We start from the raw sequence: 21,288 nt of genomic DNA, 5'->3' as shown, positions 1-21,288 counted from the left end.
GATCAGCGTGGCGGAACTGCAGCACTGCGGTCAAACACCGGATGTACGATATTTGGTTCCGCGCTAGTCCTCCGCCGCGAACAACGCATCCGCCAACGGCCCCACGTCAGTCCGGAACGACCACTGCACCGTGTTCCAGTCGTGCCCGCTCCCCGGCGCCGACCCGATCGACACCCGCGCCCCGGCCGCACGAGCAGCCTCCCCGAGCCGCCGCGCGTTCTCGCTGAACTCCCGGTCGGCCGATCCCGCCGTCAGCCACAGCGCGTGCCCGTCGAGCCCGTTCGCCCGCATCTGCGCGATCGGCGCCGCGGCCCGCCACGCCGCCAGGGACCCACCGAACGCCTGGTCGGCGCTGTGCTGCGGGCCCTGGTCGACCGGCTGGAGCTCGCTCGACACGGCCAGTGCCGCGCCGAAGTCCGCCGGGTGTCCGGTGAGGAACTGCATGGTGCAGGTGGCGCCCTGCGAGAAGCCGGTCAGCCCCCAGGCCTTCCGGTCCGTGGTGGCGGGCAGGTTCCGGGTGATCCACGCGGGCACGTCCTGCGTCACGTACGTCGCGACGTCGCCGAGCCGGGAGTCGACGCACATCGTGTTCCGCCCGGGTGCCGAGAGTTGGTCGACGCTGACGACGATCGGTGCGCGGCCGTCGTGGGCACGGGCGTAGGCGTCGAGCGGTTCCGCCAGGCGACCGGCGGTGAACAGGTCCCCGGGGGCACCCGGCTGCCCGGAGAAGGCGATCACGACGGGCAGCGGCCGGGGGTCCCGGACGAGGGCGGCGGGTGGCAGCCAGACCACCGCGCGCCGGGCCGCGAAGTGCGAGCGGGTGCCGGGGATCTCGGCGGTCCGCACGATGCCGGCGGCCGGCGGTGCGGCGAGCGGCGCAGCGTCCGGGTCGTACGCGGGCCAGGGGTCGCTCTGCACGACGGTGCCGAGCGTGGGGTACTTCGCGAACTCGACGTTGATGCCGAGAGCGGGCACGAGCAGCGCCGCGGGCACCAGGACGACCGCGAGGGTCCGACGCCACCGGCCGCCCTGCACGAGGCCGGTCACGGCGAGGGCGAGTGCTGCTCCGGCGAACGCGCTCCACATCTGCGTCACCGGGCTGAGGGCGACACCGAACAGGTCGACGACCTGCGTGGTGAACCAGCACGCGCCGAGGACCACGAGCGCGGCGGCACCGGCGATGGCCGCCCGGAGGCCGACCCGTCGCCACGCCTGCTGCGACCGCCACTGCCGGACGGCGGGGAGCAGGACGGCGACGGCCAGCACGGTGAACGCCAGGTCGGCCGGCACGAGCTTCGACGGCGCCTGCAGTTGGGTCGCGAGCAGCCACTCGGTCGGGCTCACCGACGGGCGCCGACGCGCGAGGAGCCCGCGCCGACGTGCGCCTGACGGAGTGCCCAGAGGTGCTTCGGGCGGAGGCCGGGCACGTACGCGGTGGTCAGGGCGCGCGCGACCCGGGGTGCCTGCAGGGCGCTCGGCACGACGAGCCAGAGCGGCTCGTGCGCGGCCCCGAACTTCTCCTTGAACCGCTGCAGCGACCGGAAGCCGTACACGGGCTCGAGGGCACGGGCGACGAGCGCCGACCCGCGCGCGACCCACGACCCGGCGTCGGCGTGCGGAGCGAGCGGCGTGCCGGAGAGGCTGATCGTGGCGAGCCCGGCCTCGCGGGCACGCAGGGCCGTCCGTGCGATGAGGAACTCCATCACGCCGGGCATCCCGTCCTCACCGCGTCGCATGACGTCCAGTGTGTACCCGGTCAGCGTCCCGTGCTCGTGGATCGGCAGCCAGCTCGTCACCGCCGTCACCCGCCCCTCGGCGGTCACCGCGAGCAGCAGGCGCACGTCCGGGTCGTCGAGCTCGTGGAAGCCCCCGAGGGTGAAGCCCATCTCCGGCAGGCGCCGGTCGGCGGCCCACCGGGTGCAGATCGCCTCGACCTGCGCGCGCCGGTCGGCGTCGAGTGCGGCGAGCGTCGTCCACTCGTCGCGGAGGCCCTCGCGGTCGGCACGGTTCGACGCGGTGCGGAGGTCCTGTCGCTTCTTCCCGCGCAGGTCGAAGGTCGTCACGTCGAGGACCGACTCGACGCCGACCGGGAACGACGCCCAGCCCTCCGCCGCGAGGATCGCGCGCACCGGCTCGTGCACGCTCGTGAAGGCGGGGACCCAGCCGTTGCGCTCGCAGGCGCGCGCGAAGGCGGCGACGACCTCGGCCCGGTCCGCCGCGGCGCAGGCCGGGTCGGAGACGGTCAGCGCGACGTCGCCGTGCACCCGGTAGGCGACGGCGCCGAGTCCGTCCGGGTGGGTCCAGGTCGCGTTGCCCTGCCAGGTGCCCATGTGTCCGAGGCTGCCCGCGTCGCCCTCGCGGAGCATGCCGAGGTACGTCTCCGGGCAGGTCGCACTCGCGGTGAAGCGGGCCCGCACGAGCCGACCGCGGAGCACCACGATCGCCAGGAGCACCGCGGCGGGCACGGCCCACGCGCCGAGCAGGGTGACCTGCCACTCGACCTGGTCGGTCGTCAGCCCCTGCCACTGCACGAACCCGTCCTGCAGCGGTTCGATCAGGAACACGTCCGCGAGCACGGCCGACAGCGTCACGAGCAGGCCCGCGGCCAGGACGATCCCGGTGCGACGTCCGCGCCGGACCAGGCAGGCCGCGCCGACGAGGAGCACGCCCACGAGCACGGTCGCGCGGTCGCTCATGGCGTCGGCGAAGGGGGAGAGGACCCCGTCCGGGTCCGGGACGACGAGCGTGACCAGGGTGCCGGCACCGAGCGCGACGAGCGTCGCGACGACGACCGGACGGGGTTCCGTGACGACGGTGCGGTCGGCGCGGGGTGCGGTCGGGGCCGGCCGGGAGGCGCGGCGCACCACGAGCGCGCCGGCTGCGGTCCCGGCCAGGGTCGCCAGGGCGCGGGCGGTGTCGGACCCGTGCCCGGCGAACAGCACCAGCGTGAGCACGACCGTCCAGAGGACGGCGCGGACGCGCCGCCGTCGGGCCGGCGGCATCGACGCCGAGACGGCCGCCAGGAGTGCGGTCGCGACCGCGGACGGCGCGAACAGCGGTTCGCCGGAGGCGGCCTGTGCGTGCGCCTCACCGACGGCGACCCCGACGGTCACCGCGAGGGACGTCACGCCGACGGCGACCAGGGGTGCGCCGGCACCGATCAGCACGGTGCGCAGCGGGCCGAGGGTCCGTTCGGCGAGCAGGGTCGCCGCGACGACGAGCGCGAGGGCGAACCAGGCGACCGGCGGGTGGTGCGGGAAGTCCGGTTCGGCGTGCGCGATCCGTGCGGTGACGGCGAGCAGGACCGCGACGACGGCGACGCCGGTCGTGACGGGGTGCCGACGGAGGGCGGCGACGAGAGCTGTGGGGTCCACAGTGCCATCACAGCCGGGTGGCCAGAGTCGGGACATCGGGCGACGGCGTGAACCGCGGTGGCCGGTCGGCCACCGGGCATCCCCCGGGCGGTGGTGGTCCGGCCCGGGTGCGACGTCAGGGGACGGGCACGCCCGGACGGTGCTCGACCGGCAGCCGCAGGTGCAGCGCGAACCCGTCGCCGGGCTGCGGGCCGGACTCCAGGTGGCCGCCGAGCAGCGAGGCGCGCTCGCCGAGGCCGATGAGGCCGAGCCCGGAGCCGGGGAGCTCGAGCCGCTCGGCCTGCGCCGGGCCGTTGACCAGGTCGACGAGGACCTGGTCCCCGTGCAGCCGACCGCTCACCCGGACCCGCGCGCCGGGGGCGTGCTTCCGGACGTTCGTGAGCCCCTCCTGCACGAACCGGTAGACCGCGCGCTGCACGGGCAGGGGCAGGGTGTCGGGCAGGTCGACCGCCACCTCGGTCTCGAGTCCGCTCGCCGCGACGAGCCGGTCGAGGTCGGCGAGCACCGGCTGCGGGGCCGTCTCGCGGTCGGTCCCGCCGGACGCGCGCAGGACCAGCACCATCTCGCGGAGCTCCTGCAGGGTGACGACGCAGAGCTGGCGGATCGTCCGGGCGAAGGCGCGCTCGCGCTCGTCGCGTCCGGCCATCTGCACGCCGCCGGCCTGCACCGCGATCAGCGTGACCTGGTGCGAGACGACGTCGTGCATCTCGCGGGCGAGCAGCGCGCGCTCGCGGGAGAGCGCCACCGCCGCGGCCTGGCGGCGTTCCTCGCTCCGGGACGCCCGCAGTTCGGCGATCCGGTCCACCAGGTCCGCCCGCGTCCGGACGAGCAGCCCGATCGCGAGCGGACCGAGCGCGAAGATGAGCGCGTAGACGACCGAGACGACGATCTCGTCGAGCTGCTGCGGCGGCCCGACGACGAAGCCGCTGAAGCCCACGAACTGCACCGCGGCCGCCAGGAGCATGAGCCACCGGCGGTCCGTCCGCTCGCCGAGGGTGAACAGCGCGACGCTCGCCGCCACGACCCCGGACCCGAAGAAGAGTGCGGGCATCGTCAGGGCGAACGTGAGCACGGGCAGCCGACGCCGCAGGACCAGGGCCGCGGCCGCGACCACGGAGACGGTGACCTCGGTCGCCGTCGCACCCGCGATGTCGAGCACCGCGTCGACGACGGCGGCCGCGAGGAAGAGCGCGTCCACCAGCCACCAGGGGGCGGGGTGCGCACGCGCACGGCGCAGGCCGGCGTCGACGAGCGCGTCGAGCCTCCCGTCCGTCCGCGCCAGCAGTGAGCGGACGCGCGCGACGCGCGTCCGCTCAGCCATCGAGGAGCCCGGCCTCGGCGGCGCGCAGCGCGAGCTGGACGCGCGTCGTGACGCCGAAGGCGGCGAGCAGCGCGCGCACGTCCTCCTTGACGGTCCCGGTGCTCACGCCGATGCGCTGCCCGATCTCGGGGTTGCTCGCGCCCGCGGCGACCAGGCGCACGACGTCGTGCTCCCGGGCGGACAGCGCGGGCGCCTCGACGGTCGGGCGGGGCGCGAAGAGCCGCGTGCGGTCGAGTCCGGGCGCGAGCACGATCCCGCCGCGGGCCAGGGCGCGGACGTACTCGGCGAGCGACTCCGGGTCGGTGTCCTTGAGCAGGAAGCCCGCCGCGCCGCACTCCATCGCCTGCGCGACGACCTGCGTGTCGGTGTCGAACGTGGTGAGCATGGCGACCGCGGGCGGTTCGGGCAGCGCGCGGAGGGCGTCGAGGACCTCGAGCCCGTTCACCCGCGGCATCCGCACGTCGAGCAGGACGACGTCGGGACGGTGGCGACGGACCGTGTCGACAGCGTCGACGTCGCCGCTCGTGGCGACGACGTCGATGTCCGCCGCCGCGCCGAGGATGAGTTCGAAGCCGTACCGGACGAGGGTCTCGTCGTCCACGATCACCACCGAGGTCACGGTCGTCATCTTGACACGCCGTTGGCGAACGCGGACCGACTCGCTACTGTGAGGGGAACTGGTCATGTCCGCGCATGACCACCGGCACGACCGGTCACGACGAGCGACGGAGCACGGGGACCCGCATGACGACCCGCATCACCGAGGGCGCCGAGCCGAAGCACCAGCAGCTCCGCCGGATCCTGCTGGACCTCGCGACCACGCGGCTGGCCCCCGGTGCGGCGATCCCCTCGGAACGGCAGCTCATCGCGGAGTACGGCGTCTCGCGGATCACGGTGCGCGAGGCCCTCGGGCAGCTCGTCAACGAGGGCTACCTCGAGCGCGTGCGGGGCAAGGGCACGTTCGTGGCGCGACGTCCGGTGCAGTCGACGCTCCACCTGGCGTCGTTCACCGAGGAGATGCGCGCGCTCGGGCACGTGCCGACGACGGTCGTGCTCGTGCGCGAGGAACGCGTGCCGCCGGCGGACACCGTCGCGGCGCTGCGGCTGGCCGACGGGGACACGGCGCACCACCTCAAGCGGCTCCGGATGGCGGACGGGGTGCCGGTGTCGATCGACGACGCCTGGCTCTCGGCGTCGGCGTTCCCGGGGCTCCTCGAGCAGGACCTGTCGGGGTCGGTGTACTCGCTCGCGGCGGACGAGTACGGCACGCCGATCGACCGGGCGCGACAGACCGTGGCCGCCAAGGCAGCGGCCGACGACGTGGCCACCCTGCTCGGGACGCGGACCGGCGCACCGGTGCTCGAGTTCGACCGGGTGTCGTACTCGGGGGACCGGCCGGTCGAGCACGCACGCTCCTGGTACCGGTCGGACCGCTACCGGGTGCAGATGGAGGTCACGGCGTCCCGTCCCGTCGCGTAGCGCGGGTGCGAACGGCACCGCGAGCCTCGGCTCCGCGGACATCTTCGCGGTCACCGGACCGCGAAACTGTCCGCAGGGGCGAGGCTCGGCAGCGCCGCCCGGGCCGTCAGACCGTGAAGAGCGTGGCGCCGTCGGTGAGGGTCGTGCCGACCGTGGACTGCTCGACGGAGTCCGGCGCGCTGCCGAGCACCACGACCGGGCACACGGGCGAGTAGCCGGCGGCCGAGATCGCCGCGGGCGTGAAGCGCACGACCGGGTCACCGGCGCGGACGGTGTCGCCCTCCGCCGCGAGCAGGTCGAAGCCGTCGCCGCGCAGCTTCACCGTGTCGATGCCGACGTGCACCAGGACGTCGGTCCCGGCGGTGCCCTGCAGGGCGAACGCGTGCGGGTGCAGCTTGACGATCGTGCCGTCGACCGGGGCGACGGCGGTCACCGCGTCCTCGACACCGGTCGGGTCGACCGCGACCCCGGCGCCGACGAGCTGCCCGGCGAACACCGGGTCGGGCACGTCGGCGAGGGCGACGACCGGCCCCGCGAAGGGGGTCCGGACCGTCGTCACAGCTCGTCCTGGATGTCCTGCGCGAGGTTGTCGGCCACGGTGCCGACGATGACCTGCCAGCCGGTGCCGCCACCGACGACAGCCTGCGCGCCCGCGGCCTGCAGAGCGGCCTTGTCGACGAGGTCACCGTCCTCGACCTCGACACGCAGTCGCGTGATGCAGCCCTCGACCTCCTCGATGTTGTCGACCCCGCCCAGCGCGGCGATGATGTCGGCTGCCTTGATGTCGGCCATCGGTTCCTCCTCGTTGCGGTTTCCGTGCCGGGTTGACACACATCCGGTCACCGGTTCAGACTACGGAACTGGTCATGACCGGACAGGACCGGACCCGGCGGTACCGCCGAGGCTACCCGCGCCGGACGCGTGACTCAACCCACCCACCGCCGACAGCTCCACCCGATGACGAGAGGACCGCCGATGAGCACCGCTGCTGCAACGGACGTGCCGGACAAGAAGACCCCGAAGAAGCAGTCCAGGCTCTTCGCGAACGCTCAGCGCCTCGGCCGGAGCCTGCTCCTGCCGATCGCGGTGATGCCGGCGGCCGGCATCCTCAACCGCATCGGCCAGCCCGACCTGCTCGGCGCCATCCCCGGGTTCGAGACCGGCGCCGGCGTGATCTCCGCGGCGGGCCAGGCGATCTTCACGTGGCTGCCGCTGCTCTTCGCGGTGGGCATCGCGATCGGCTGGGCCAAGAAGTCGGACGGCACCACGGCGCTCGCCGCGGTGGTCGGCTACATGGTCATGTACGAGGTCTTCGCCGTCATGTCGCCGATCGTGCTCGCGGGCGTCAAGGACGCGAACGGCGACCAGGCCACGATCAACTTCGGCGTGCTCGGCGGCATCGTGATGGGTCTCGTCGCCGCCAACCTGTGGCAGCGGTTCCACCGGACGAAGATGCCCGACTTCCTCGGCTTCTTCTCGGGGCGTCGACTCGTCCCGATCCTCACCGCGGCGGCCGGCCTGGTCATCGCCGTGCTGATGTCCTTCGTCTACCGCTACTTCGACATCGCCCTGAGTGCCGCCGGCCAGGCGGTGTCGGACAACGCCGTCATCGGCGGCGGCATCTTCGGGTTCGCGAACCGCATGCTCATCCCGGTCGGCCTCCACCAGCTGCTCAACTTCTTCCCCTGGTTCCAGCTCGGGAGCTTCACGAACGCGGCCGGGGACGTCGTGCACGGCGACATCCCGCGCTTCCTCGCCGGTGACCCCACCGCGGGCATCTTCCAGACGGGCTTCTTCCCCATCATGATGTTCGCGCTGCCGGCCGGTGCCCTCGCCATCTGGCGGAACGCGAAGCCGCAGAACCGCAAGCTCGTCGGCGGCATCATGCTCTCCGCGGCGCTCACCTCGTTCGTCACGGGTATCACCGAGCCGCTCGAGTACTCGTTCATGTTCGTCGCGTTCCCGCTGTACGTCATCCACGCGGTCCTCACGGGTACGTCGCTGGCGCTGGTGAACGCGCTCGGGATCCACGACGGCTTCTCGTTCTCGGCCGGCGCGATCGACTACGTGCTGAACTTCGGCAAGGCGGACGGGGCGATCTGGCTGATCCCGATCGGCCTGGCGTACGCGGTCGTCTACTACTTCCTGTTCAGCTTCGTCATCAAGAAGTGGAACCTGCGGACCCCGGGCCGCGAGGAGGACACGATCGCCGAGAACACGATCGACGCCGCCACCAAGGCCTAGTCGCCACCACGCGACGGACGGGAGGCGCGGTGCCGGATGGCGCCGCGCCTCCCGTCCGTCGTTCGGCTGATACTGGTTTTGACAACCGTTATCAGCAAGCCGTACGCTCGTCCCATGCAGAACCGCCGTCTCCTCGCCCTGCCGCTCGTCGCCGGCGCCGCAGCCCTCGTGCTGACCGGGTGCGCCACGTCCTCGTCCGGCAGCGGGAGCGGCAGCGACGACGGCACCGTCCGCGTCGTCGCCTCGACCAACGTGTACGGCTCGATCGCGAAGACCGTCGGCGGCGACGACGTCGAGGTCACGAGCATCCTCGACGACCCGTCGCAGGACCCGCACTCGTTCGAGTCCAGCGCGCGGACGCAGCTCGCGGTGTCCCGGGCCGACCTGCTCATCGAGAACGGCGGCGGGTACGACGACTTCATGACGACGCTCGCGAAGGCCTCGGACACCAAGGCCGACACGATCGACGTGGTGGAGCTCTCCGGCCTCGACGCGGGCGGTGACGCCGAGTTCAACGAGCACGTTTTCTACGACTACCCGACCATGGTCAAGCTCGTGGCCGACGTCGAGCAGCGCCTGACGAAGCTCGACTCCGCGCAGGCCGACACCTTCGAGCGCAACGCGAAGGCGCTCACCAGCAAGCTCGACGACCTCGAGTCGCAGACCGCGGCGGCCAAGGAGGAGGTCGACGGTCAGAAGGTGTCGTACACCGAGCCGGTGCCCGGGTACCTGTTCGACGCGATGGGCCTCGACAACGTCACGCCGGAGGCGTTCTCGGAGGCGATCGAGGAGGGCGACGACGTCCCGCCGGCCGCGCTCAACGACACGCTCCGACTGTTCAGCGAGAAGCAGGTGAAGCTGCTCGCCTACAACGAGCAGACGTCCAGCCCGGAGACCGAGCAGGTGAAGCAGGCCGCCGACCAGGCCGGCATCCCGGTGGTCGGTGTCACGGAGACGCTCCCGAAGGGGGAGGATTACGTCTCGTGGCAGCAGGCGAACATCGACGCGATCCAGGGGGCGCTCACGAAGTGACCGCGGTCCAGACCCCCTCGCGAACCGCTGCGGCTCCCGGCCGTGGCGGTTCCGCCGTGCTCGCGCTCCGCGACGCCGCACTGTCCTACGGCTCGCGGGCGCTCTGGTCGCACCTCGACCTCGACGTCGCACCGGGCGAGTTCGTCGCCGTGCTCGGGCCGAACGGCGCCGGCAAGACCTCGCTCCTGCGCACGGTCCTCGGCCAGCAGCGCCTGACCGGCGGCACGATGTCGTTCCTCGGCCGACCCGTCCGCCGTGGGCACCGGAGGATCGGGTACATCCCGCAGCAGCGCCTGATGGAGTCCGGCACGCCGCTCCGCGCGCGGGACATGATCGCGCAGGGGGTCACCGGGTCGCGCTGGGGCGTCCTACCAGCGAGTCGTGCCGAGCGAGCGCGCATCGACCGCATCCTCGACGAGGTCGGCGCGACGGCGTTCGCGGACGCCCCGGTCGCCGAGCTGTCCGGGGGCGAGCAGCAGCGCACCCGCGTCGGGCAGGCCATCGCCGCCGACCCCGCGTTGCTGCTGTGCGACGAACCGCTCATCTCGCTGGACCTGCGGCACCAGCGCGGGGTCACCGAGCTCATCGACCGGCAGCGCCGCCAGCAGGACGCCGCCGTGCTGTTCGTCACGCACGACGTGAACCCGATCCTCGACGTCGTCGACCGGGTCCTCTACATCGCGGGCGGGCGCTTCCGGATCGGCGCGCCCGACGAGGTGCTGCGGGCCGACGTCCTCTCCGACCTCTACGGCACCCCCGTCGACGTCGTCCGGACCATGGGCCGCATCGTCATCGTCGGTGCGAACGAGGCCCACGACCAGACCGGGGCGCACCACCACTGCGACCCGGACCCACACGCCACCACACCGGACGAAGGGCGGATCTGATGGACGTCCTGTCGACCGTCTTCTCGTTCCAGGACTACGGCGAGCTCCTGGTCCTCGTGCAGAACTCGATCTGGGCCGGCGCCGTGCTCGGCATCGTCGGCGGGCTCATCGGCCCGTTCGTCGTCGCCCGCAACATGCCGTTCGCGGTGCACGGCATCTCGGAGCTCTCGTTCGCCGGGGCCAGCGCCGCGCTGCTGTTCGGGGTGAACGTCGTCACCGGCTCGCTCGTCGGGTCGGTGGTCGCGGCGCTGCTCATCGGGCTGCTCGGCTCGCGGGCCCGCGACCGGAACTCGATCATCGCCGTGCTCATGCCGTTCGGTCTCGGGCTCGGCATCCTGTGCCTGGCGCTCTACAAGGGCCGGGCGGCGAACAAGTTCGGGCTGCTGACCGGGCAGATCGTCTCGGTCGACAACCCGCAGCTGACCTCGCTCGTGGTCGTCTCCGCGATCGTCGTGGTCACGCTCCTGGTCGTCTGGCGCCCGCTGATGTTCTCGTCGGTCGACCCCGACGTCGCGGCGGCGGCCGGGGTGCCGGTCCGGACCCTCGCGATCGTGTTCATGCTCGCGCTCGGCCTGGCCACCGCGGTCTCCGTGCAGATCGTCGGTGCGCTGCTGGTGCTCTCGCTGCTCGTCACCCCCGCGGCCGCCGCGCTGCGCCTGTCGTCGCACCCCGTGGTCGTGCCCGTGCTCTCGACGGTGTTCGCCGTGGTGTCGGTCGTGGGTGGCATCCTGCTCGCACTCGGCGGCGGCCTGCCGATCAGCCCGTACGTCACGACGATCTCGTTCGTGATCTGGGTCGTCTGCCGCATCGTGGGCGGACGCAAGGACCGGCGCGGACGCGACCGGATCGCGGACCGCGAGCAGACCGACGGAGGCGCACCGAGCCTCCCGTCCGGGACCGACGCGTCGACCGACGCGACCCGCAGGGAAGGAGTCACCGCATGAACGCCGTGCAGAAGCCGAAGCGGAACACCTGGCAGCGCGAGGCGGTGCGCAGCGCGCTGTCCGGCACCGAGGGGTTCGTCAGCGCGCAGGCGCTCCACCAGCACCTGCGCGACGGCGGGTCCACCATCGGACTGGCGACGGTGTACCGGGCGCTCGCCGACCTGGCGACCGAGGGGGACGCCGACTCGCTGCAGCAGGACGGCGAGTCGCTCTACCGTGCGTGCACGACGGACCGGCACCACCACCACCTCATCTGCCGGAACTGCGGCCGGACCGTCGAGATCGAGGCCGACCCCGTCGAGCGGTGGGCGCAGGACGTCGCCGCCGCGAACGGGTTCACGAACGCGAGCCACGTCGTGGACATCTTCGGCGAGTGCGCGGTCTGCACCGCGGCGCGCACCGGGGAGTAGCCTCCCGCGCATGCACGTCATCCTGGTGCCCGGGTTCTGGCTCGACGCGAGCGCGTGGGACGAGGTGACGCCCGTGCTGCAGGAGGCCGGGCACTCCGTCCAGGCGGTCACGCGGACCGGCGCGACGCTCGACGAGCAGGTCGCCGGGATCGTCGCGGTGCTCGACGAGGTCGCGACACCCGAGGAACCCGTCGTGCTCGCCGGCCACTCGGGAGCGGGCCCGATGGTGCTCATGGCCGCGGACCGGCGACCCTCGCTCGTGGCGCACCTGCTGTACGTCGACACGTTCCCCGGGCCCGAGGGCGGGTGCGTCAACGACGAGCTGCCCGTGGTGGACGGCGTCGTGCCGCTGCCGTCGTGGGACGTGTGGGAGCCGGCGACCGTCCGGGGGATGACGCCCGAGCTGCGCGAGGCCTTCGAACGCCGGGCGGTCCCGGAACCGGCTGCCGTGCCCTCCGACCCGTTCCACTACACCGATGCCGCACGGCACCGGATCCCGGCGACCGTCGTGTCCTGCGAGGTCCCGGCGGCGGAGCTCGCGGCGATGGTCGCGGAGCACCACGCCTGGACGACCGAGCTCTCGGCGGTGGAGGACCTGACGATCGTGGGCCTCGAGACCGGGCACTGGCCGATGTTCACGGCGCCGGGGGAGCTCGGGGCGCTCCTGGTGCAGGCGCTCGCGCCGCGGCCGACCACCGGGCTGTAGGCGGACGCGCCCCGGCTTGTGACACGCCCGGTCGTCGCGTAGTGTTGACCCCTGGTCCGCCGCGTCCGCGTGGCAGACCCAGTTGTTCCAAGCCCTCCGACCGTCGCGAACGCCGCGGTCGCGCGGTGCTCGCAGCCCCTTCGACAGGGTCCGCGGGCCTGGGCGGTGCACACAACCCCCTCGCAGCCCGTTCCGACGGACCTGCGCGTGTGCGCCAGGCAAGTGAACTTGGGAGCGGCCGTCCGGTCGCTCGGTACCTCAGGAGGAAACCATGGCAGCAGTGTGCCAGGTGACCGGAGCCACCCCCGGCTTCGGACACAACATCTCGCACTCGCACCGCCGGACGAAGCGTCGCTTCGACCCGAACGTGCAGAAGAAGACGTACTACGTGCCCTCGCTTCGTCGTAACGTCACGCTCACGCTCAGCGCAAAGGGCATCAAGGTGATCGACGCACGCGGCATCGAGTCCGTCGTCAAGGATCTCCTCGCCCGTGGGGAGAAGATCTGATGGCCAAGAAGGGTCAGGACGTCCGTCCGATCATCAAGCTCCGCTCCACCGCGGGGACCGGGTTCACCTACGTGACCAAGAAGAACCGTCGCAACAACCCGGACCGTCTCGTGCTCAAGAAGTACGACCCGGTGATCCGCAAGCACGTCGACTTCCGTGAGGAGCGCTAAGCATGGCGAAGAAGAGCAAGATCGCGAAGAACAACCAGCGCGCCGAGGTCATCGCGCGCTACGCCGAGCGTCGTCTCGAGCTGAAGAAGGCCCTCGTGGACCCGAACGGCACCGACGAGTCGCGTGAGGCCGCCCGCGTCGGCCTGCAGAAGCTCCCGCGCGACGCGTCGCCGGTGCGCTACCGCAACCGCGACGCCATCGACGGTCGCCCCCGTGGCCACCTCGGTGAGTACGGCATCAGCCGTGTCCGCTTCCGCGACATGGCCCACCGTGGCGAGCTGCCGGGCATCACGAAGAGCTCCTGGTAAGCACCATCCCGCACGAACGCCCCGTCCCCTCCGAGGGACGGGGCGTTCGTCGTCCCCCGGGTCGTTGAGTGGCCGTCACGATCGTCACATCCGTCACTCGGACCCCTCGGAACCCTCGACAAGCCCGGAAATCCGGGCGAGTCGGTCGTCCGCACACCCGCTGGCTGGTAGGTTCGCTGTCGGTTCCGCCCGGCGTGCTCGCCTGTGGAGCCACCACGTCCAGGGCACCCGCTCCGGGCGGGCGGGCGTCCCGAACGTCCCACCGACACTGCAAGAAGTCCGAGGAGGACATCCATGGCTGACAAGTCACTGAACCGCACCGAGCTCGTCGCTGCCGTCGCGCAGGAGTCCGGCCAGAGCCAGGCCACCGTCAACGGCGTCGTCGACGCGCTGTTCAGCGTCGTCTCGTCATCGGTCGCCGACGGCACCAAGGTCACCATCCCGGGCTGGATCGCCTTCGAGAAGACCCACCGCGCCGCGCGCACCGGCCGCAACCCGCAGACGGGTGACGCCATCGAGATCGCCGCGAGCGACTCGGTCAAGGTCAGCGCCGGCTCGAAGCTCAAGGCTGCCGTCAAGTAGCACCCCCGGAACACCACTCGGAAGGGACGGCCTCGGCCGTCCCTTCCGTCGTTCCCGGACGAAGTCACGGTCCACGGGCACCCCTGCACGGCCGGGAGGCGCGGGTCACCGCCCACAGGTCGGCCCACCCGCGTGCCGTGGTCGGGCGGGCAGCGCCTAGGCTTGTCGGGTGGACCGGATCGCACGCATCGCCGGCCCCGCCGTGCTGCTGCTCGTCGGGTTCGTCTCGCTCCTCGTCGCCCTCGTGATCGGCGGCGGGGCGGACCGTGCACTCATCGCGGACCCCGGCGCCGTCGTGCGCTTCGGGCTGCCGATCGCGCGGCTCGTCGTCGACCTGTCCGCCGCCGCGACCATCGGCGGACTGGCACTCACCGTCGTCGGACTGTCCCGCAGCCGTCCGGAGTGGAACCGCGCGATCGACGTCGCCGCGGGTGCCGCCGGCGTCTGGACCGTGGCGGCAGCCGTCACCACGTTCTTCACGTTCCTGTCCGTCGCCGGGTCGCCCGTCAGCATCGGCGAGCAGTTCGGCCAGTCGATGGGGGTGTTCCTCACCGGGACCGACCTGGGGACGGCCTGGCTCGTCTCCGTGCTCGTCGCGGCCGCGGTGACGGTGCTCTGCTTCGCCGTGCGCGGGCGCGGCATGGTCGCCCTCACCACCGGTGTCGCCATGATCGGGCTCGTGCCGCTCGCGCAGCAGGGGCACGCCGCCGGGACCGCCAGCCACGACTCGGCCGTGACCGCGCTCGGGCTGCACCTCGTCGGCGCCGCGCTCTGGGTCGGCGGGCTGCTGCTCGTCGTCCTGCTGCGGAACGTCCTTCCCGGCGACCGGCTGCCGCTCGTCGTCTCGCGGTACTCGAGCATCGCGCTGGGGTGCTTCGTCCTCGTCGCGGTGTCGGGCACCGCCTCGGCGCAGATCCGCGTCGGAGCACTGTCGAACCTCGCGACGCCGTACGGGGTCCTCGTGCTCGTCAAGATCGCGGCGATCGTCGGCATCGGGGTCCTCGGCGCCGTCCAGCGCCGCCGGGCCATCCGCGCGCTCACCGATGCGCCCGACCGGCGCGGCCCGTTCTGGACCCTGGTGCTCGTCGAGCTCGCGGTGATGGGGGTCGCCAGCGGGTTCGCCGCGGCGCTCGGCCGCACGGCCACCCCCGCTGGCGAGGTCGCGCTGAGCAAGACGACGAACCCGACGCCGGCCGAGCTCCTCACCGACGACCCGCTGCCCGCCGACCCGGGTGCGTGGGGCTGGCTGACCGCGTGGAACCTCGACCTGTTCTGGCTGATGGCCGCCGTGCTCGCGGCCGCCGCGTACACGGCCGGTGTCGTCCGTCTCCGCCGCCGTGGCGTCTCCTGGCCCGTCCACCGCACCGTCGCTGCGGCGATCGCCGTCGTGTCGCTCGTCCTGGCGACCTCCGGCTCGCTGCACACCTACGACCGCTTCCTCGTGTCGGCGAACGTCGGCGCACACGTGCTCCTCGGCCTGGTCGTCCCCGCGCTCGTCTGGGCTGCCGCACCCGTGCAGCTCGTCCGCGCCGCCGTGCACCGGCGCGACGACGACTCCACCGGCGTGCGGGAGTGGACCGGGCTGCTCGTCGACAACGGCGTGGTGCGGTACCTCGCCCAGCCGTTCCCGTCGTTCGTGCTGCTCGCCGCGGTCTGGTGGGGCCTCTACGCCACGCAGGTGCTCCGCTGGTCGGTGAGCGACCCGTCCGGGCGCACCCTGGTGGACGTGGGGCTGCTGCTCGTCGGACTGCTGGCCGTGCCCACGCTCCTCACCCCGGTCGCCGCGGGCGCCCGGTCGGCGAGCACCGGTGCCGTGCTCGTGCGGGTCGCGGGCGCCGTCGTGGTCGCCGCCGGCACGGTCTCGCTCGGCATCGCGATGCAGGGGCCGCTCGGGCTGCTGCAGGCGTCCTGGTTCGGCGCGATGGGCCGCGAGTGGGGTCCCACGCCGCTGGTCGACCAGGCCCGTGGCGGCGTCGTGCTCGTCGTCGCCGGCGTCCTGCTCGTCGTGACGGTCGTCGTCGTCGCGCTGGTGCGGCTGCGGCGCGACCGCGTCCGTCCCGGCGGCGTCGAGCGGGGACCGAAGTCGCCGGCACCGGCACCGGCACCCGCGTCCGAGGCGGCGGCACGGTGAGCATCGCGCTGAGCGCCGAGCAGCAGGCCGTCTTCGAGTACATCGAGCACACCCGCGACCACGTCTTCATCACCGGACGTGCCGGTACCGGCAAGTCGACCCTGCTGAACCACCTGTCGTGGAACACCGAGAAGCAGGTCGTGATCTGCGCCCCGACCGGCGTCGCGGCGCTGAACGTCGGCGGGCAGACCATCCACTCGCTCTTCCGGCTGCCGATCGGGCTCATCGCCGACGCGGAACTCCGCCAGGGGCCGGAGACCCGCAAGCTCCTGAACACCATCGACACCCTGGTCATCGACGAGGTGTCGATGGTCAACGCCGACCTGCTCGACGCCATGGACCGCTCGCTCCGCAAGGCCCGCGGACGGCAGTTCGAGGCCTTCGGCGGCGTGCAGGTGGTGATGTTCGGCGACCCGTACCAACTCCCGCCCGTGCCGGGGGACGGCGACGAGCGCGCGTACTTCACCGACCACTACCGGTCCATGTGGTTCTTCGACGCGAAGGTGTGGCTCGAGACGGAGCTGCACATCGTCGAGCTGGCGACCGTGCACCGGCAGCGCGACGACGCCTTCGCTGCCATGCTCACGGCGGTGCGCCACGGCCGCGTGACGGCGGACGTGGCCGGACAGCTCAACACCGCGGGTGCGCGGCCGGCACCGGACGACGCGATCACGCTCGCGACCCGGAACGACACGGTGGCGCGGATCAACAAGGCCGCGCTCGAGCGGCTGCCCGGCAAGGTCAAGACGGCCCGCGCCGACGTGAACGGCGACTTCGGCGGGCGGAACTTCCCCGCGGACGAGGCGCTCGAGCTGAAGCCCGGGGCGCACGTGATGTTCCTGCGCAACGACCCCGACCAGCGCTGGGTGAACGGCACGCTCGGCGTCGTCACGACGATCCGCGACACGGTGTGGGTCGACGTCGACGGCGAGTCCTTCGAGGTCCAGCCGTCGGTCTGGGAGAAGTTCAAGTACTCCTACGACCCGGACAAGAAGGAGCTCAAGAAGGACACCGTGGGGGAGTTCCAGCAGTTCCCGCTGCGGTTGGCCTGGGCCGTGACGATCCACAAGTCGCAGGGGAGCACCTACGACCGAGCTGTCGTCGACCTCGGCAACCGGGTGTTCAGCGCCGGACAGACCTACGTCGCGCTGTCACGCCTCACGTCGCTCGAGGGGCTGTACCTGACGCGACCGCTCCGGCCGCAGGACATCATCGTGGACCTGGACGTCCGGCGCTTCATGTCCGAGGCGCCCCGGATCGTGGCGACCGAACTCGAGGCCGCCCGGCCGCGCGACGCCGACGCCTGACGCCCGACCGGCTCCGCCGACCGGGCACCATCCGGCACGCTCGGTGCCGTCGGGCGACGAGTCCTGCCCACTCGACGACCAGCACACGGCGTGTCCTGCCCGTTCGGCGCAGCCCGCCCCGCCCGGCACGACGACGCCCCGCCCACCCGGAGGTGGACGGGGCGTCGAGGACGGTGCGGTCAGGCGCGCGCGGCCGCCCGCAGCGCCCGGACGTTCTCGCGGTCCGCACCGAACGCGGTGAGGAGCAGCACCACACCGACGATCGCGTGGAAGAGGTTGTCCGCGAACGTCAGGGCGAACACGTTGGCCGAGGTACTACCCAGCGCGAAGCCGTAGACGGCCATGACGACGAGCACGACCCCGACGAGCCGGTTGCCGTTCCGGGAACCGATGGTGGTGCCGAGCCCGGTGACGAGGAGCACGACGGCGAGCAGCACCCACAGCAGGCACAGCGCCGGGTTCACGCCGAACGCGTTCCAGAGCATGCCGCCCTCACGGCTGAAGAAGCCCGGGTCACCGTCCGCGGCGAAGAAGAAGCCGAGGAAGCCCCAGAGCGCCAGGAGCGATCCGGCGGTCAGGGCGAGTGCCCGGTTCGGCGACGCCGTGATGCTCGGTTCCTTGATGGCCACTTCGGTCTCCTCCTGGTACAGGGTGGTGGCACCGGTCGGGCCGGCGACGGGAGCCGGTGCGTCCGCCCGTGGTGCACGGGCGGTGCGGCCGTCGGATCCGGAGGTCGCTGACCCCTGGTTCACAGGCGCGGACCGGCGGACCAACGGTATCGTGTCGGACCCCGACCGTCCGAATCGCAGCCGCGGCACGAGACGGACGAGGAGCCCGATGATCGCCACGCCGAGGAGGACCACGCCGGTGACCCGCACGCCCGAACGCACGGCACCCGAGTCGCGTGGACCGAGTGTCTCGCGACGGATGCGGTGGGCGCTGCTGGCAGCTCTGGGGTTCGTGATCGTGCCTCTCGTCTACGCCGCCGCCGTGTTGACGCCGATCGGGCAGCGGGTCGAGGACGCCGCACTGGGCGGGGTCCGGGAGTCCGACCTGTTCGGGTCGGACACTGCGCTCAACGTCATCTCGGTGCCGGTCATCCTGTTGCTGGTGGTCGTGATCGCCGCCGTGGGTCTCGCTCGTCGCCGTCTCGCCGTGGGGCTCGGAGCGGGGGTCGTGGTGCTCGCCTCGGCGGCCACCTCGACGCTCGTCAAGCGTATCGCCGAGCGCCCGGAGATCGCCCAGTCGACCACGCCCAACTCCTTCCCGTCGGGGCACGCCACGATCGCCCTGGCCGCGCTGTTCGCCGTGCTGTTGGTGACACCGCGACGGTTCCGCCCCCTGGTGACGCTGGTCGGGACGGGGTACGCCGTGTTCGTCGCGAACCAGACCGTCGTGTACGGGTGGCACCGGGTGAGCGACATCGTCGGAGCCTGCGCGATCGCGCTCTTCTGGCTCGGGCTCGTCCGTGCGGTCGGGCCGCGTGTCGACCGGGGGGAGCGCGGCGACCGGGACGGCCGACGGGGGCCCCGGCGCGCGGTGACGGTGGTGCTCCTCCTCGCCACCGGCGTCACGCTCCTGGTCGGTGTGGTTGCGCTGGTCGTGGCGGTGGCCCAGCTCGCCGACGTGCACGGGGCCGTCCTGGTCGCGGGGCGGATGGCATCGAGTGCGAGCGTGCTGGCGGTCGTGACCGTGGTGTGGATCGCCGACGGGATGCACCACGCGGCACAGACCGACGTCGCGGCCTTGCCACCGCGCGGCTGAACCGCCGAGGAGCGCGTCCGCACTGGCGGGAATGCCTCTCGCTGCGCTACGTTGTACCCGGCAAGTCGATGCAAACGCATCGAATCGGACGGCCAGCGACAGCAGCCAGCGACGAGCGGCCAGCAGCCAGGAGGCGTGCACCATGCAGTTCGGGATCTTCACCGTCAGCGACGTCACGACGGACCCCACCACCGGGACGACCCCGGACGACACCACGCGCGTGAAGGACATCCTCACGATCGCCGAGCACGCCGACCAGGCCGGCCTCGACGTCTTCGCGACCGGCGAGCACCACAACCCGCCCTTCGTCGCCTCGAGCCCGACGACGATGCTCAGCTACCTGGCCGGGCGCACGAAGCACATCACCCTGTCGACGAGCACCACGCTCGTCACCACGAACGACCCGGTACGCATCGCCGAGGAGTACGCGATGCTCCAGGTGATCAGCGACGGCCGCATGGACCTCATGATGGGCCGCGGCAACACGGGCCCGGTCTACCCGTGGTTCGGACAGGACATCCGCCAGGGCGTCAACCTGGCCATCGAGAACTACGCGCTCATCCGCCAGCTGTGGGAGAACGACGTCGTCGACTGGCAGGGGCGGTTCCGCACGCCGCTGCAGGGCTTCACCTCGACCCCGCGCCCGCTCGACGGTGTCCCGCCGTTCGTCTGGCACGGGTCGATCCGCACGCCCGAGATCGCCGAGCAGGCCGCCTACTACGGCGACGGCTTCCTCCACAACAACATCTTCTGGCCGATCCAGCACACCGAGCAGATGGTCGGCCTGTACCGCCAGCGCTTCGAGCACTACGGCCACGGCACCGCCGACCAGGCGATCGTCGGCCTCGGCGGCCAGTTCTTCGCGCGGAAGAACTCGCAGGACGCGTGGGACGAGTTCCGCCCGTACTTCGACAACGCCCCGGTGTACGGTCACGGCCCGTCGATGGAGGACTTCACCGCCCAGACGCCGCTGACCGTCGGTTCGCCGCAGCAGGTCATCGACCGGTACGCCGCGATGAAGGACCACGTCGGGCACTACCAGCGCCAGCTGTTCCTCGTCGACCACGCGGGCCTGCCCCTCAAGACGGTCCTCGAGCAGATCGACATCCTCGCCGAGGACATCGTCCCCGAGCTCCGGAAGATCAACGAGGCGGACCGCCCGGCACACGTGCCGTCGGACCCGCCGTCGCACGCCGACCGCGTGGCCGCCGCGCTCGCCGCGGGGACCGCGGGCAGCGACCACGTCGCGGCCGAGGACGAGTTCACGGGAGCGTCCGTCTGATCCCGTGACCGATGACGGACGGGAGGCGCGGTGCCAGCGGGCACCGCGCCTCCCGTCCGTCCCGGCGTGTGACCGGATACCGAGACTCGCCTCAGCGGACGGAACTCGCGTCCTCGCCGCGCGAAGGTGTCCGCAGAGACGAGCCTCGGGGCGCCGCCGGACGCGCCGGCACCAGCTTCAGGCCGACCACGCAGCCGACGATCCCCGCGATGAAGAGCAGGCGCAGGAACGTGACCGGCTCGGCGCCCGTCGCCATCCCCCAGAGGACCGTGAGGGCCGCGCCGGTGCCGGTCCACACCGCGTACGCCGTGCTGATCGGGATGTGCCGGAGCACGTAGCCGAACGCGACCAGGCTCACGACGATGGTGACCGCGAACAGCGCCGTCGGACCCGGCACGGTGAAGCCGTCGCTCGCGCCGAGGGCGGTCGCCCACACGGTCTCGAGCGCGGCGCTGACGAACAGGACGAACCACGCCACCTCAGCTCACCACCTTGAGGCCGACGACACAGGCGACCAGGCCGAGCACGAGGGCGATGCGGGCGATCGAGGCGGCCTCCTGCCGACGGAGGATCGCGACGACGACCGTCAGGGACGCCCCGATGCCGACCCACACCGCGTAGGCCGTGCCGACCGGGATCGCCTTCATGGCGAACGCGAGTCCGACCATGCTGAGCACCATGCCGGCGACGAACACGATCGTCGGCACGACCTTCCTGAACCCGTTCGACGCGCTCAGCGCGGTGGCCCACACCGCTTCGAGCACGCCGGACAGGACGAGCACCACCCAGGCCACGAGGCTCCTCTCCGTGAGTCGCACGGTTGTGCGACTCTTGCCCGC

24 protein-coding genes are annotated in these 21,288 nt (G+C 72.3%); 15 read left to right on the top strand and 9 right to left on the bottom strand.

The features are described from left to right. Nucleotides 1-63 precede the first annotated feature (63 nt). From QUG92_RS12025 to QUG92_RS12010, 4 genes are all read right to left on the bottom strand, one after another. Nucleotides 64-1,344, bottom strand: coding sequence for an alpha/beta hydrolase (locus tag QUG92_RS12025; protein WP_289459225.1), 1,281 nt, complete (start codon nt 1,342-1,344; stop codon nt 64-66). Next, nucleotides 1,341-3,374 (bottom strand): bifunctional lysylphosphatidylglycerol flippase/synthetase MprF, encoded by a 2,034-nt coding sequence (locus tag QUG92_RS12020; protein WP_289459224.1) that lies wholly within the window; start codon nt 3,372-3,374, stop codon nt 1,341-1,343. Before QUG92_RS12020 ends, QUG92_RS12025 begins: the two co-directional genes overlap by 4 nt. Before the next feature lie 115 nt (nt 3,375-3,489). Then, entirely contained in the window at nt 3,490-4,695 is a 1,206-nt protein-coding gene (locus tag QUG92_RS12015; protein ID WP_289459223.1) for a sensor histidine kinase, read from the bottom strand. Then, complete coding sequence (locus QUG92_RS12010; protein WP_182047316.1) at nt 4,688-5,323, bottom strand: response regulator; 636 nt, start codon at nt 5,321-5,323, stop codon at nt 4,688-4,690. The genes QUG92_RS12015 and QUG92_RS12010 overlap by 8 nt, the downstream gene beginning before the upstream one ends. A 116-nt stretch (nt 5,324-5,439) precedes the next feature. Here QUG92_RS12010 and QUG92_RS12005 point away from each other — a divergent pair, with 116 nt between their 5' ends. Next, nucleotides 5,440-6,174, top strand: coding sequence for a GntR family transcriptional regulator (locus QUG92_RS12005; RefSeq protein ID WP_289459222.1), 735 nt, complete (start codon nt 5,440-5,442; stop codon nt 6,172-6,174). 106 nt (nt 6,175-6,280) lie between these two features. Here the strand turns inward: QUG92_RS12005 and QUG92_RS12000 are convergent, their stop codons facing one another. Next, entirely contained in the window at nt 6,281-6,733 is a 453-nt protein-coding gene (locus tag QUG92_RS12000) for a PTS sugar transporter subunit IIA (protein ID WP_289459221.1), read from the bottom strand. Next, on the bottom strand, nt 6,730-6,966 hold the full coding sequence (locus QUG92_RS11995; RefSeq protein WP_069711960.1) for a PTS sugar transporter subunit IIB: 237 nt from the start codon (nt 6,964-6,966) through the stop codon (nt 6,730-6,732). Before QUG92_RS11995 ends, QUG92_RS12000 begins: the two co-directional genes overlap by 4 nt. Nucleotides 6,967-7,149: 183 nt before the next feature. Between QUG92_RS11995 and QUG92_RS11990 the strand changes: the two genes are divergently transcribed. From QUG92_RS11990 to QUG92_RS11935, 12 genes are all read left to right on the top strand, one after another. Continuing rightward, a complete protein-coding gene (locus QUG92_RS11990) occupies nt 7,150-8,418 on the top strand; it encodes a PTS transporter subunit EIIC (RefSeq protein WP_182047315.1) in 1,269 nt (422 codons plus the stop codon). A gap of 114 nt (nt 8,419-8,532) precedes the next feature. Next, on the top strand, nt 8,533-9,450 hold the full coding sequence (locus QUG92_RS11985) for a metal ABC transporter solute-binding protein, Zn/Mn family (protein ID WP_289459220.1): 918 nt from the start codon (nt 8,533-8,535) through the stop codon (nt 9,448-9,450). Nucleotides 9,451-9,506: 56 nt separating this feature from the next. Continuing rightward, entirely contained in the window at nt 9,507-10,337 is an 831-nt protein-coding gene (locus QUG92_RS11980; protein ID WP_223246552.1) for a metal ABC transporter ATP-binding protein, read from the top strand. After that, the gene (locus QUG92_RS11975) at nt 10,337-11,281 is read left to right on the top strand and encodes a metal ABC transporter permease (protein WP_069711964.1); all 945 of its coding nucleotides are present in this window, start codon (nt 10,337-10,339) and stop codon (nt 11,279-11,281) included. The genes QUG92_RS11980 and QUG92_RS11975 overlap by 1 nt, the downstream gene beginning before the upstream one ends. After that, nucleotides 11,278-11,691 carry a Fur family transcriptional regulator gene (locus QUG92_RS11970; RefSeq protein WP_069711965.1) on the top strand — a complete coding sequence of 138 codons (414 nt, stop codon included), beginning with the start codon at nt 11,278-11,280 and terminating at the stop codon, nt 11,689-11,691. Before QUG92_RS11975 ends, QUG92_RS11970 begins: the two co-directional genes overlap by 4 nt. Nucleotides 11,692-11,701: 10 nt before the next feature. Next, a complete protein-coding gene (locus QUG92_RS11965) occupies nt 11,702-12,397 on the top strand; it encodes an alpha/beta fold hydrolase (protein WP_289459219.1) in 696 nt (231 codons plus the stop codon). 271 nt (nt 12,398-12,668) lie between these two features. Next, the gene (gene rpmB, locus QUG92_RS11960; RefSeq protein ID WP_022903747.1) at nt 12,669-12,905 is read left to right on the top strand and encodes a 50S ribosomal protein L28; all 237 of its coding nucleotides are present in this window, start codon (nt 12,669-12,671) and stop codon (nt 12,903-12,905) included. Further along, nucleotides 12,905-13,075, top strand: coding sequence for a 50S ribosomal protein L33 (gene rpmG / locus QUG92_RS11955; protein ID WP_022908193.1), 171 nt, complete (start codon nt 12,905-12,907; stop codon nt 13,073-13,075). The genes rpmB and rpmG overlap by 1 nt, the downstream gene beginning before the upstream one ends. 2 nt (nt 13,076-13,077) lie before the next feature. After that, complete coding sequence (gene rpsN, locus QUG92_RS11950) at nt 13,078-13,383, top strand: 30S ribosomal protein S14 (protein WP_022903745.1); 306 nt, start codon at nt 13,078-13,080, stop codon at nt 13,381-13,383. A 294-nt stretch (nt 13,384-13,677) separates the two neighbouring features. After that, on the top strand, nt 13,678-13,965 hold the full coding sequence (locus tag QUG92_RS11945; RefSeq protein WP_058727660.1) for an HU family DNA-binding protein: 288 nt from the start codon (nt 13,678-13,680) through the stop codon (nt 13,963-13,965). A gap of 169 nt (nt 13,966-14,134) precedes the next feature. Then, nucleotides 14,135-16,096 carry a bifunctional copper resistance protein CopD/cytochrome c oxidase assembly protein gene (locus tag QUG92_RS11940; RefSeq protein ID WP_289459218.1) on the top strand — a complete coding sequence of 654 codons (1,962 nt, stop codon included), beginning with the start codon at nt 14,135-14,137 and terminating at the stop codon, nt 16,094-16,096. Further along, nucleotides 16,093-17,403: an ATP-dependent DNA helicase gene (locus tag QUG92_RS11935; RefSeq protein WP_182048127.1), complete on the top strand. Its 1,311-nt coding sequence runs from the start codon at nt 16,093-16,095 to the stop codon at nt 17,401-17,403. Before QUG92_RS11940 ends, QUG92_RS11935 begins: the two co-directional genes overlap by 4 nt. Before the next feature lie 179 nt (nt 17,404-17,582). Here the strand turns inward: QUG92_RS11935 and QUG92_RS11930 are convergent, their stop codons facing one another. Continuing rightward, nucleotides 17,583-18,032 carry a DUF4383 domain-containing protein gene (locus QUG92_RS11930; RefSeq protein ID WP_189319549.1) on the bottom strand — a complete coding sequence of 150 codons (450 nt, stop codon included), beginning with the start codon at nt 18,030-18,032 and terminating at the stop codon, nt 17,583-17,585. Nucleotides 18,033-18,369: 337 nt separating this feature from the next. Here QUG92_RS11930 and QUG92_RS11925 point away from each other — a divergent pair, with 337 nt between their 5' ends. Continuing rightward, the gene (locus QUG92_RS11925) at nt 18,370-19,167 is read left to right on the top strand and encodes a phosphatase PAP2 family protein (RefSeq protein ID WP_289459217.1); all 798 of its coding nucleotides are present in this window, start codon (nt 18,370-18,372) and stop codon (nt 19,165-19,167) included. A gap of 142 nt (nt 19,168-19,309) precedes the next feature. Then, complete coding sequence (locus QUG92_RS11920; RefSeq protein ID WP_289459216.1) at nt 19,310-20,449, top strand: CE1758 family FMN-dependent luciferase-like monooxygenase; 1,140 nt, start codon at nt 19,310-19,312, stop codon at nt 20,447-20,449. Nucleotides 20,450-20,540: 91 nt separating this feature from the next. Here the strand turns inward: QUG92_RS11920 and QUG92_RS11915 are convergent, their stop codons facing one another. Both QUG92_RS11915 and QUG92_RS11910 read right to left on the bottom strand, forming a co-directional pair. Continuing rightward, nucleotides 20,541-20,927, bottom strand: coding sequence for a DMT family transporter (locus QUG92_RS11915; protein ID WP_182046443.1), 387 nt, complete (start codon nt 20,925-20,927; stop codon nt 20,541-20,543). Nucleotide 20,928: 1 nt separating this feature from the next. Beyond that, nucleotides 20,929-21,243, bottom strand: a complete 315-nt coding sequence (locus tag QUG92_RS11910; protein WP_289459251.1) for a DMT family transporter — start codon at nt 21,241-21,243, stop codon at nt 20,929-20,931. Nucleotides 21,244-21,288: the final 45 nt, after the last annotated feature.

This window comes from Curtobacterium citri, from assembly GCF_030362955.1.
GTDB classification, from domain to species: Bacteria; Actinomycetota; Actinomycetes; order Actinomycetales; family Microbacteriaceae; genus Curtobacterium; species Curtobacterium citri.
The sequence above is the reverse complement of the archived record's forward strand: the minus strand, read 5'-3'. Positions and strand labels throughout refer to the sequence as shown.

Coding starts and splice junctions, on each gene's coding strand:
- QUG92_RS11945 (WP_058727660.1), top strand. CDS start 13,678: ATGGCTGACAAGTCACTGAACCGCACCGAGCTCGTCGCTGCCGTCGCG.
- QUG92_RS11975 (WP_069711964.1), top strand. CDS start 10,337: ATGGACGTCCTGTCGACCGTCTTCTCGTTCCAGGACTACGGCGAGCTC.
- QUG92_RS12015 (WP_289459223.1), bottom strand. CDS start 4,695: ATGGCTGAGCGGACGCGCGTCGCGCGCGTCCGCTCACTGCTGGCGCGG.
- QUG92_RS11985 (WP_289459220.1), top strand. CDS start 8,533: ATGCAGAACCGCCGTCTCCTCGCCCTGCCGCTCGTCGCCGGCGCCGCA.
- QUG92_RS11995 (WP_069711960.1), bottom strand. CDS start 6,966: ATGGCCGACATCAAGGCAGCCGACATCATCGCCGCGCTGGGCGGGGTC.
- rpsN (WP_022903745.1), top strand. CDS start 13,078: ATGGCGAAGAAGAGCAAGATCGCGAAGAACAACCAGCGCGCCGAGGTC.
- QUG92_RS12005 (WP_289459222.1), top strand. CDS start 5,440: ATGACGACCCGCATCACCGAGGGCGCCGAGCCGAAGCACCAGCAGCTC.
- QUG92_RS11920 (WP_289459216.1), top strand. CDS start 19,310: ATGCAGTTCGGGATCTTCACCGTCAGCGACGTCACGACGGACCCCACC.
- QUG92_RS11965 (WP_289459219.1), top strand. CDS start 11,702: ATGCACGTCATCCTGGTGCCCGGGTTCTGGCTCGACGCGAGCGCGTGG.
- QUG92_RS11970 (WP_069711965.1), top strand. CDS start 11,278: ATGAACGCCGTGCAGAAGCCGAAGCGGAACACCTGGCAGCGCGAGGCG.
- QUG92_RS11990 (WP_182047315.1), top strand. CDS start 7,150: ATGAGCACCGCTGCTGCAACGGACGTGCCGGACAAGAAGACCCCGAAG.
- rpmG (WP_022908193.1), top strand. CDS start 12,905: ATGGCCAAGAAGGGTCAGGACGTCCGTCCGATCATCAAGCTCCGCTCC.
- QUG92_RS12010 (WP_182047316.1), bottom strand. CDS start 5,323: ATGACGACCGTGACCTCGGTGGTGATCGTGGACGACGAGACCCTCGTC.
- rpmB (WP_022903747.1), top strand. CDS start 12,669: ATGGCAGCAGTGTGCCAGGTGACCGGAGCCACCCCCGGCTTCGGACAC.